We start from the raw sequence: 10,065 nt of genomic DNA, 5'->3' as shown, positions 1-10,065 counted from the left end.
GCTTAAACAGTTGGTGGGTAGCTTCAGAATTTAAGGCGCACTCACTGACCTCATCGCGGGCAAGCCCGCTCCCACAGGGATCTCTGTCGTACACAAAAGTTGTGACCACTGAAGATCATTGTGGGAGCGGGCTTGCCCGCGAAGGCAGCATCAGCAACAACGAAGAATTAGAAGCGTGACCCAGGCGTCGACAGAAACGCCAACTCCTCAGCCGTACTTTCCCTGCCCAACACTGCATTCCTGTGTGGAAACCGTCCAAACCGCGCAATCACCTGCTGATGCTTTTCGGCATAGCTCAGATAGTCGGTGAAGAGTTTCCGCTCGCCTTCCGGCTGTTGCGCCACCAAGTCGATATACCGGGAGACGGCCTCGTTCTGCACCGCCAGATTCTCGCAATGCTCAAACACCAGGTAGATGAACACCCTTTGAATCGGCTGCAACTGGCGATCGAAATCCGCTGCAATGCCTTGCGCCACCAGTGCCTGAGCCCTGAGGTCGCCCGAAAAGGATTTTGGCGTTTCGCGAAAGATCATTCGCGGGAGTTGATCCAGCAGCAGCACCAGGGCCAGCCAACCGTCGGGGCGTTGCGCCCACTCGGTCAAACCGCCGGCCAGTGCCTGCTCGACCCAGTCCCCGAAACGCGTTTGCGCTTCGAGGTCCTGGCTGTCGCGCTTGCCGAACCATAACGTGCCCTGCTCAGCCGCTATTTCGTTGGGGGTCTGGAAAGATCCGAACCACCAGTCGAGCAACGGCTGCCAGGGCGCGCTCATGTTTATTCCTTGTGGTAAGCCGTGACGCGTGCGACTTCTTCTTTCGAACCGAGGAACACCGCGACGCGCTGGTGCAGGCCTTCCGGCTGAATGTCGAGGATACGCTGGTGGCCGTCGGTGGACGCGCCGCCCGCTTGCTCAACCAGGAACGACATTGGGTTGGCTTCGTACATCAAACGCAGTTTGCCCGGCTTCGACGGCTCGCGGCTATCGCGCGGGTACATGAACAGGCCGCCACGGGTCAGGATGCGATGCACATCGGCAACCATCGCCGCGACCCAGCGCATGTTGTAGTTCTTTTTCAGCGGGCCTTCTTCGCCCGCCAGCAATTCGTCGACGTAGCGCTGTACCGGAGCTTCCCAGTGACGCTGGTTGGATGCGTTGATCGCGAACTCCTGAGTGGACTCAGGAATCTGGATGTCTTCGTGAGTCAGGACGAAGCTGCCCATTTCACGGTCCAGCGTAAAGCCTTTGACGCCATCACCCAGGGTCAGCACCAGCATGGTCTGCGGCCCATAGATGGCATAACCGGCAGCTACCTGCTCGGTACCTGGCTGCAGGAAGGCCTTTTCGTTCAGGGCTTCGTTCTGGCTGAGGTATTCGCTCGGGCAACGCAACACCGAGAAAATAGTGCCGACCGGTGCGTTGATGTCGATGTTCGACGAGCCGTCCAGTGGGTCGAATACCAGCAGGTACGCGCCTTTCGGGTACTTGCCCGGGATCTGGTAGGCATTGTCCATTTCTTCGGACGCCATGCCGGCCAGGTGACCGCCCCATTCGTTGGCTTCAAGCAGGATCTCGTTGGAGATCACGTCGAGTTTCTTCTGCACTTCGCCCTGCACGTTTTCGGTGCCCATGCTGCCCAGAACACCGCCGAGGGCGCCTTTGGAGACGGCGTGGCTGATTTCTTTGCACGCACGCGCCACCACTTCGATCAGGAAACGCAGATCGGCAGGGGTGTTGTTGCTACGGGTCTGCTCAATCAGATAGCGACTCAGGGTAACGCGGGACATGGAAGGCTCCGGTGGAATGGGGGGGCTAAAAACCCGCGCAGTTTAACGCGAGTCGGGGCGCATTTCCTCCTATCAGACGTGATACGCCCAATAGAGTTCATGTGCCGGGTTTAGCGTAGCTCGCAATGGACATTTTTACCGGCTGGCAGAGCGCTTTCGCGAGCAGGCTCGCTCCCACATTTGAAATGCGTACACCTGTGGGAGCGAGCCTGCTCGCGAATGGCGCGCAGCGCCAGCATTCTCAAGTGTTGGCTGGGGGTTTACGCAACAAACTGAACGCCATCGCCGCCAGGAACAACACACTCAGCAGCAACACCGCCCACAAGCCGAATGTCTTCCAGTTGGTTTCGGACTGCGCGGTCGAAGTGACGGGAGACGGCGGCGTCACCACCACCCCGCCCGCTACCGTCGCCTTTCCCAACGCGGCCCACTTCGTCGCGCTGTAATCCGGAATCAGCGTCGACAACGGCAGGTTCGCCGCCTTCACCGTCGCACTGCCCAACGCCAGTGCGTAAGGCCCAGCCCCACGCGCCAGAAACACCAGTTGCGTCGAACGCACGGCAAACCTCACCGTCGGCGCCTCGGCGCCCAGTCCGCCGCCGCGCTCATCCACGGTCAATTTCAGCTGCTGCACGGTTTGCCCCGGCAACTGCAATTCGTTCTGCACCACGTCCTGGCCGCCCTGGGTCAGGCGATACAGCAAACCACTGCTCAGCGACTGCCACGGCAGGCTGCTTTCCCGACGACCGGCCAAGGTCACCGGTGCGAGGCTGTTGGGCTGATTGAGCGCCACCTGCACTCGCTCGACGTTCAGCCCCCTCGGCAATTGCCAGGTGTATTCCCCGGCTTTCACGCTGCTGCCGGCCACCGGTTGCGACCAGACCAAGGGCAACGGCAGGCTGCGGCTGGTGGCGCTTTCCAGTTGCGCCGAGGTCAGTGTCGGCGCCGAGTACGGCGTGCTCCAAAGCAGGCGCAGGTAACGCGCCGACTGCCCCGGCAGACCCACTTCATGCTGCTCGACCCGCTCGTCGGCGAACGTCAGCCGCGCCACCTGCCCCTCGCCCCACGACTGCCAGTGCTGCAAGTCATCGCTGGCTTCGATGCTGAAATGCTGAAAGCCGTCGCGCTCGCTGGTCCAGTCGAGGATCAACTGCTGCAACGGTGCCTTGATGGCGCTGGCGTCGAGCAACCAGCCGCGCAGCACTTCTTCGCCCGCCTCCAGCTGGCTGGACGGCTGCACCTCGACCAGCGTGCCGTTGGCGTTGGATTGCACCCGCACACTAGGCGCGCGCTCGGTGGCGTCCGCCGAGTTGTACAGCGGGAACCATTTGACGTCGGTCGTGAGGCGGTTTTCGCCGGTTTTCGCGGTCTCCCGCGCCAGAGCGTAGGCCTGCGCCTCCCCCGCAGCGTTGAAGACCCGCACATCGCTCAGGTCGGTCTGGCGTGCATTCAATTGCACTGCCAACGGCAATTCGAGGCGATACCAAGGCCCTTCTCCGCTGACGGTCAACGGCACTTGCGTGGCGAAATCCGTCGGTTTTTCCTGGGCGGAAGCGGACAACGCGATGCCCATCGCCACAGCGCCCAACCAGACCAGGTTCAGCTTCTGACTCAAGACGACACTCCTTCGGTGTGCGGGGCCGGCTTTTCAGGCTCCGCGCTAGCCTCGGCACGCTTGGGCGGCAGCGGGGCGAAATAGCCCACCACCAACAGCAGCACCCCGACGCCGATAAACGAAACGATCCGCGCCAGGCCGCCGCGGTTGCTCAATTCGACAAAGAACAGTTTGGCCACCACCACGCCGATCAGCGCCGCACCAATCAGCCAGACTTCGCGACGCTGGCGCAGATGGCCACCGATCATCAGACTCAGCGCCATCAAGGTCCAGACGATCGACAGACCGGCCTGCACCTGCATCGACGCGAGCAGCAAATCCAGCTCGAACGGTACGCCGCCCCAATGGTGAGCCGTGCGATTCACCAGCGCGGTAAAGAACGCAAACAGTGAAACACCGACAATCAGTTGCGTGGCGTGATCGAAAGTGTCCTTGCGGATCGCTATCTGCAATACCGCGCTGCGAGCCCAGACGTACACGCCGAACAGCGCAAACAGCAGCCCCAATTCCAACGGGTTGATCAGCGGCACGTAGGGCAAGGGTTCGGCGGCACCGTCGCTGACGATATTCGCCAACCAGAACCAGCCCAGCATCAACACCGCCAGCGGTGCCGCCGCATACACCCGGTATTCGCGCGGATAAGCCGACACCGGCCACGGCCAGGCGCGCGGCGCAGCCATCAGCACCAGATACAGGCTCGGCAGAATCGCCCAACCCAACCAGCGCCAGGCGTTGTACTGCTCGGACATCAACAGCAAGCCGTAACGCAGTTCCAGCGCCAGCACCCCGATCAGCAGCCAGCCGCCGAGCACATGAGCCGTGCTCAAGGCCCACGCCGGCAACATCGGCGCCAACCGCCGCAGCGAGATGAAATGCACGGCAAACACCGCTGCCCAGGCGAGCCAACCAAAGTTGGCCGCCGGGTGGTAACGCGAGTGCCACGCCGCAAGCAGCACCAGCCCTGCCGCAGGGATCAGCACGGTGCAGAGCAAGCCCAGCGATGGCCATTTCAGGCGCAACGCCAACACCGCCCACAGCGCAACGCTGACTGCCGCGACCGCCAGCAGTAACGTCGCTTGAACATTCACCGGGGCAAAACGCAGCACTTCGCTGACCCACGCCAGTGTCCACCATCCGCCGCCCCACACCAGCAGGACCTCGGACAAACGCTGCAAACTCAGGCCATCAAACGCCGAGGCATGATTGCCCAGCTGCAAGCGCCACGCACCGACCAGCGCCGCCAGGCCCACTACCAACGGTGTCCAGAAACCGCCGTGCGCGAAGGGTTTCAGCCCTTCGCTGGCCAGCGGCCCGAGAACATCCGGACCGGCCAACAGGAACGCTGCGCCGCCGAGCAACTGCACCGCAAACGCGGCGAACAGGAAGGTCCGCGATGGCAGGCGCAAGCCGACAAACAATGTCACCAGACCGGCCAGCGCCCAGCTGATCGCCGTGCCGTGGGCGAGGAAGAACAACGGCGCCAGCAGATAGAGGACGGTCAGGCCGAGACAGGCCAACACCGGCATCCCTTTGCGTTCCCATTCCGATGTCTGCCCGGGGGAGGCTTTGTGCAATTGATGGAAGCTGAACAGCAACGCAACGCCGAGCATCAATGCGCCCAAAGGCGCGCCGTCGAGCAGGCTGCTTTCGCCGGCCCGCAGTTCGCTGAGAAACGTCAGCGCCGAACCCAGTTGCAGCAACAAGGCGAAGGCACGCGCCAGCGGTCGTTGCTGACGCAGACCGAGCCAGAAAATCCCCGCGCCTTCGACAGCCCAGGCAGCGCTGGTCCAACGCGCATCAAGCCCCAACGGAATCGCCAGACTGGAAAAGATCACGCCGAGTGCCAGACAGGTTTCCGCCAGCAGCAGCGCCCGCCCGCCCATCAGCAAGCGCGCCAGGCCCATGTAGATAAAACCCAGCGCGAGGGCGCTGAACGCTGCAGCAAACTGCAGATGCTGGACCAGCGCAAATTGCAACCCGAACCCCACCAGCGGCGGGCCGAACAGCAGGGTGCCGTCGACGTAATCGCCCTTGCGCGCCGACCAGCGCAGCAGCGCCTCGCGGCTGTCGTCCTCGGGTGCGTCGCTCATTTCGCGCAATTTGCGTCGCGCAAACAACAGGCCGATGGCCAGGTACATCAGGAAAAACAGGATCAGAAACGGCTCGGCACTCCACAGCAATTGCGGTGTGTACGAACGCAGACCCCAGGCGAAACCGATGCCGAAGGTGCCGACGAAACCGATCACGTTGAGCAACCGCCAGGCCTTGAACCAGGCGATGGCGAGGATGCCGGCGTTGAGCAGGGCAAAATAACTGAACAGCGCGACGTGGTTGCCGGCGCCGGTAGACGTCAGGATCGGCGCGGCGAAACCGCCCAGCGCCGCGGCGCATGCCAGTGCCATTGAATCCTGGGTGATGGCCAGCATCGCCGAGAACACCGTCACGGCCACCAACAGACCGAGTGCTGCCGTCGGATCCAGCAACGGGTGCAAGCGCATGGCCGCGAACACCGTCAGGTACAACACGGCAATCGCGGTGCCTTGCAGCATCAACGCATAGTTGTTGTTGCGATGACGCAGCCACCAGCCCAAACCGAGCAGGCCCAACGCTGCCGCCGCGACGCCGGCGTAACGCAATTCGATCGGCACCACCATGCCTTCAGTGGCATAGCGCAGCAGGAAGGCCAGGCCGAGGAACAACAGCACCACGCCGACGCGCAGCACGGTGTTGCCACCGAACAGCCAATTGCGTGCGCCACTGATGGCGCGCTCGATGACATTCGGGCCGCGCGGGACGACGGGTTGCTGGGCCGGCTCGGGTTTCCAGGCATCGTCGGGCAGCGGTCGGCGGGTTTGCGTCGTCGTTGCGTTGATCGGTTCGAGTTCGGGTGGAAGCTCCCAGATTAATTCCGGGGTCGACACGGGGATTTCTTCGAGTATGAAAACGGGTGAAGTGGCGGGTTCGCTCGGAACCGACACCTTGGCAATCGGCTCGCTGTGGTGCGCGAGCTTGACGCCCTCCAGTAAAGCCAGGCGTTGCTGGACTGCACTCAGCGCCACTTGCGCCTGCTCCAGCAGACCGCGCTGCTCAGCCGCCTGCGAATCCATGCGGCTGATACGAATGGCCTGGCCGATACCCAACCCGAGCAGCGCGCCCAACAACGCGTCGCTGAACGACTCGTCGAGTACCCAGCCCAGCACCAGCCCAATCAGCATGAACATCCATTGCATGGTCGATATCCCTAAGCGCAGTGGCCAATCCGAGAAGATTAGCGCAGCCCATACAGCAAAGATCGCAGCCTTCGGCAGCTCCTACGCCGGCGTATGACTGTAGGAGCTGCCGAAGGCTGCGATCTTTACCCGGCGCCAGTATATCGAGCCGATCGCGGACTTACTCCAACGCTTTCCAGATATCAGTGGCGTACTCGCGAATGGTCCGGTCCGACGAGAACCAACCCATCCGGGACGTGTTCAACACCGCTGAACGCCACCACTCGTTCGAATTGTGCCAATGCGCCTCAACGCGCATTTGCGCGTCCCAGTAGGAATCGAAATCGGCGCAGACCAGGAAGCGGTCATAGTCGATCAGCGAATCGATCAAACCGGCATAACGCGAAGGATCATCCGGCGAGAACACCCCGCCGCGAATTGCTTGCAGTACGTCATTCAGTCGATGGGATGCAGCAATGTCCGGCGTCGCATTGAACTCATGATTCTGTTTGCGCGCTTCAACCTGCTGCGCACTGAGCCCGAAGATGAACATGTGCTCGGCACCAATGCGCTCGCACATTTCCACGTTGGCACCGTCCAGCGTGCCGATGGTCAACGCGCCGTTGAGGCCGAATTTCATGTTGCTGGTGCCCGAGGCTTCGAAGCCTGCGGTGGAAATCTGCTCGGACAAATCCGCTGCCGGAATAATGCTTTCCGCCAGGCTGACGTTGTAGTTGGGCAGGAACACCACTTTGAGCAAGCCGCGCACAGTCGGGTCGTTATTCACTACCCGGGCGATGTCGTTGGTCAGTTTGATGATCAGTTTGGCCTGGTGATAACTGGCCGCCGCCTTGCCGGCGAAGATTTTCACCCGCGGCACCCAGTCGATTTCCGGCTCGGCGCGAATGGCCTGATACAGCGCGACGGTGTGCAGCAAGTTGAGCAACTGGCGCTTGTATTCGTGGATCCGTTTGACCTGCACGTCGAACATGGCGGCCGGATTCACCGCGACCCCAAGGCGCTCGTGAATGATGTAAGCGAGGGCTTTTTTGCTGTGCAGGCGCTGGTCGGCGAACGCTTTGCGGAACGCCGGTTTCTCGGCAAACGGTTCCAGCTCCAACAGGCGTTCTTCGGCGTTGTCCAACAGTTGCGGACCGAGGGCATCGACCAGCATCGAGGTCAATTCCGAGTTGGCTTGATACAACCAGCGGCGGAAGGTAATCCCGTTGGTCTTGTTGTTGATGCGATCCGGGTAGATCTTGTGCAGTTCGGAGAATACGGTTTTGCGCATCAACTGCGTGTGCAGACCGGACACGCCGTTGACGCTGTGGGAGCCGAGGAACGCCAGGTTGCCCATGCGCACGCGGCGCCCGTTGTCCTCCTCGATCAGCGACACCGCGCGCAGCACGTCGAAGTCGTGGATGCCTTTGGCGCGCAGCGAGTCGATGTGCTGGGCGTTGATCAGGTAAATGATCTGCATGTGCCTTGGCAGCATGCGTTCCATCAAGCCGACCGGCCAGGTTTCCAGTGCTTCGGGCAACAGCGTGTGGTTGGTGTACGAGAGCGTGTCGACGGTGACCTGCCACGCGGCATCCCACGCCACGTCGTAGACATCGACCAGTTGACGCATCAGCTCTGCCACGGCAATCGAGGGGTGGGTGTCGTTGAGCTGGATCGCCGCGTGATCACCGAGGGTCAGCACCGAGGTGTGCATGTTGCGATGCCGGCGCAGCAAATCCTGCAGGGACGCGGCAACGAAAAAATATTCCTGACGCAGGCGCAATTCCTGACCGGCTTCAGTGCTGTCCGCCGGGTAGAGCACGCGCGAGATGCTTTCGGCGCGGGCCACTTCCGCTACCGCGCCCAAGTGGTCGCCGGCGTTGAAGCGTTCGAGGTGCAAATCTTCCATCGCACGGGCACGCCACAGTCGCAGCGTATTGACGCTCGCCCCGCGCCAACCGACCACCGGGGTGTCGTAGGCGATGGCCCGTACGGTTTCCACCGGCGTCCAGACTTGCTTGGTCTTGCCGGCTTCGTCGGTGACCGTTTCGACGCTGCCGCCGAAGCCGATCGGGTAAACCACTTCCGGCCGTTCGAATTCCCACGGGTTGCCGAAATCCAGCCAGTGCTCGGTCTGCTCCTGTTGCCACCCATCGACAATCGCCTGGCGGAACAAGCCGTGTTCGTAACGAATGCCGTAGCCGTGACCGGCAATACCGAGGGTCGACATGCTTTCCATGAAGCACGCCGCCAGACGACCGAGGCCGCCGTTGCCCAAAGCCGCATCGGGCTCCAGCAGGCGGATGCGCTCAATGTCGACACCGAGTTCGGTCATGGCTTCGCGAGCGACGTCCAGCAGGCCGAGGTTGCTCAGGCTGTCGTAGAGCAGCCGGCCGATGAGAAATTCCAGGGAGAGGTAGTAAACCCGTTTCTGACCTTTGCGGTAGATCTGCCGGGTGTGGTCCATCCAGTGCTCGACCATGTGATCGCGCGCTGCCAGCGCAATGGCTTCGAACCAGTCGTGGTCGAAGGCGTGATCCGGGTCTTTGCCCACCGCGTAGGTGAGTTTGGTCAAGACGGCGTCGCGAAATGCGGCCACCTCTGCTTCGCGAACAAGTGGTTCTTGAGTCATCGATAGGACCTCGAGCGAGCGTGAAGTAGTTGAGCCTAGACGGTCTGACAGGCCGTTGTAACTCTGGTTCGGCAGTTTTCCCTGTTAAGGCGAAATAGCTCGACATTACGTTGTCGCGTGCACGAAAGAATGCAGGGCTCGTGCCGGATAACCCCTGTTTTTTGCCCGGTCCGGAAAAAATCTGGCGAAAGGTTGTTCAAAAATCCACCAGTCCCGGTATGATCGCGCGCCCTGATGCACGCGCTGGTAACAACCGATGATGAAGCCCAACCTGATCGCCGCCGCAGAGATCGATCGCCTCGATACCTGGGCCAAATATTCTGCGCCCATGTGCGGCTCCTGTGTATCCAGCTGCTGCACGCTGCCGGTTGAAGCCAAGATCAAGGATCTGATCCGCATCGGCGTTGTCGACGAGTTCGAGCGCGGCGAGCCGGCAAAGAACATCGCCAAGCGCTTGCAAAAAGAAGGCATCGTCGAGCGGTACAACCAGAAGTCCGAAATCTTCACCCTCCAGCGCATGAGCAACAACGATTGCCTGTACCTGGATCGTAAGAGCCGTCTGTGCACTATTTATGAAAAGCGCCCCGACACTTGCCGCAATCACCCAAAGATCGGACCGCGACCAGGGTATTGCGCGTATAAGCCCAAAGAAGTGGCGCGCGAGACCAGCAGCAGTCGTCGGCCATTGGAAAAGTTCTGATCGCCGATGAATTGAACTTCACGTTTTTGCACAACGTGAAGTTTGCCATTGATCAATATTCATATAAGTAAAGTCCCGACCTCCCGTAGGAATAATCTGAAACTTTTCTTATCAACATTTGCTGAT

General features: G+C 61.2%; 6 protein-coding genes. 1 reads left to right on the top strand and 5 read right to left on the bottom strand.

The window, feature by feature from the left end; genetic code table 11:
* Nucleotides 1-167 precede the first annotated feature (167 nt).
* The 5 genes from F8N62_RS21410 to F8N62_RS21390 all read right to left on the bottom strand — a co-directional run bounded on the left by F8N62_RS21410 (nucleotide 168) and on the right by F8N62_RS21390 (nucleotide 9,239).
* The gene (locus F8N62_RS21410) at nucleotides 168-770 is read right to left on the bottom strand and encodes a DUF924 family protein (protein WP_150712549.1); all 603 of its coding nucleotides are present in this window, start codon (nucleotides 768-770) and stop codon (nucleotides 168-170) included.
* 2 nt (nucleotides 771-772) lie between these two features.
* Nucleotides 773-1,783 carry a class 1 fructose-bisphosphatase gene (locus F8N62_RS21405; protein ID WP_150712548.1) on the bottom strand — a complete coding sequence of 337 codons (1,011 nt, stop codon included), beginning with the start codon at nucleotides 1,781-1,783 and terminating at the stop codon, nucleotides 773-775.
* 241 nt (nucleotides 1,784-2,024) lie between these two features.
* On the bottom strand, nucleotides 2,025-3,398 hold the full coding sequence (locus tag F8N62_RS21400) for a DUF3999 domain-containing protein (protein ID WP_150712547.1): 1,374 nt from the start codon (nucleotides 3,396-3,398) through the stop codon (nucleotides 2,025-2,027).
* Nucleotides 3,395-6,628: a DUF2339 domain-containing protein gene (locus tag F8N62_RS21395; protein WP_150712546.1), complete on the bottom strand. Its 3,234-nt coding sequence runs from the start codon at nucleotides 6,626-6,628 to the stop codon at nucleotides 3,395-3,397. The genes F8N62_RS21400 and F8N62_RS21395 overlap by 4 nt, the downstream gene beginning before the upstream one ends.
* A gap of 160 nt (nucleotides 6,629-6,788) precedes the next feature.
* Nucleotides 6,789-9,239 (bottom strand): glycogen/starch/alpha-glucan phosphorylase, encoded by a 2,451-nt coding sequence (locus F8N62_RS21390; protein ID WP_150712545.1) that lies wholly within the window; start codon nucleotides 9,237-9,239, stop codon nucleotides 6,789-6,791.
* A 259-nt stretch (nucleotides 9,240-9,498) separates the two neighbouring features.
* Here F8N62_RS21390 and F8N62_RS21385 point away from each other — a divergent pair, with 259 nt between their 5' ends.
* Complete coding sequence (locus F8N62_RS21385; RefSeq protein ID WP_150712544.1) at nucleotides 9,499-9,939, top strand: YkgJ family cysteine cluster protein; 441 nt, start codon at nucleotides 9,499-9,501, stop codon at nucleotides 9,937-9,939.
* The last annotated feature ends 126 nt before the right edge of the window (nucleotides 9,940-10,065 follow it).

This window comes from Pseudomonas fluorescens (genome assembly GCF_902497785.1).
Lineage (GTDB): Bacteria > Pseudomonadota > Gammaproteobacteria > Pseudomonadales > Pseudomonadaceae > Aquipseudomonas > Aquipseudomonas fluorescens_BO.
This window is presented reverse-complemented; position numbering and strand designations above follow the sequence as displayed.

Excerpts from the sequence above, each read along its gene's own strand:
- F8N62_RS21410 (WP_150712549.1), bottom strand. The coding sequence starts at position 770 with ATGAGCGCGCCCTGGCAGCCGTTGCTCGACTGGTGGTTCGGATCTTTC.
- F8N62_RS21405 (WP_150712548.1), bottom strand. The coding sequence starts at position 1,783 with ATGTCCCGCGTTACCCTGAGTCGCTATCTGATTGAGCAGACCCGTAGC.
- F8N62_RS21395 (WP_150712546.1), bottom strand. The coding sequence starts at position 6,628 with ATGCAATGGATGTTCATGCTGATTGGGCTGGTGCTGGGCTGGGTACTC.
- F8N62_RS21390 (WP_150712545.1), bottom strand. The coding sequence starts at position 9,239 with ATGACTCAAGAACCACTTGTTCGCGAAGCAGAGGTGGCCGCATTTCGC.
- F8N62_RS21385 (WP_150712544.1), top strand. The coding sequence starts at position 9,499 with ATGAAGCCCAACCTGATCGCCGCCGCAGAGATCGATCGCCTCGATACC.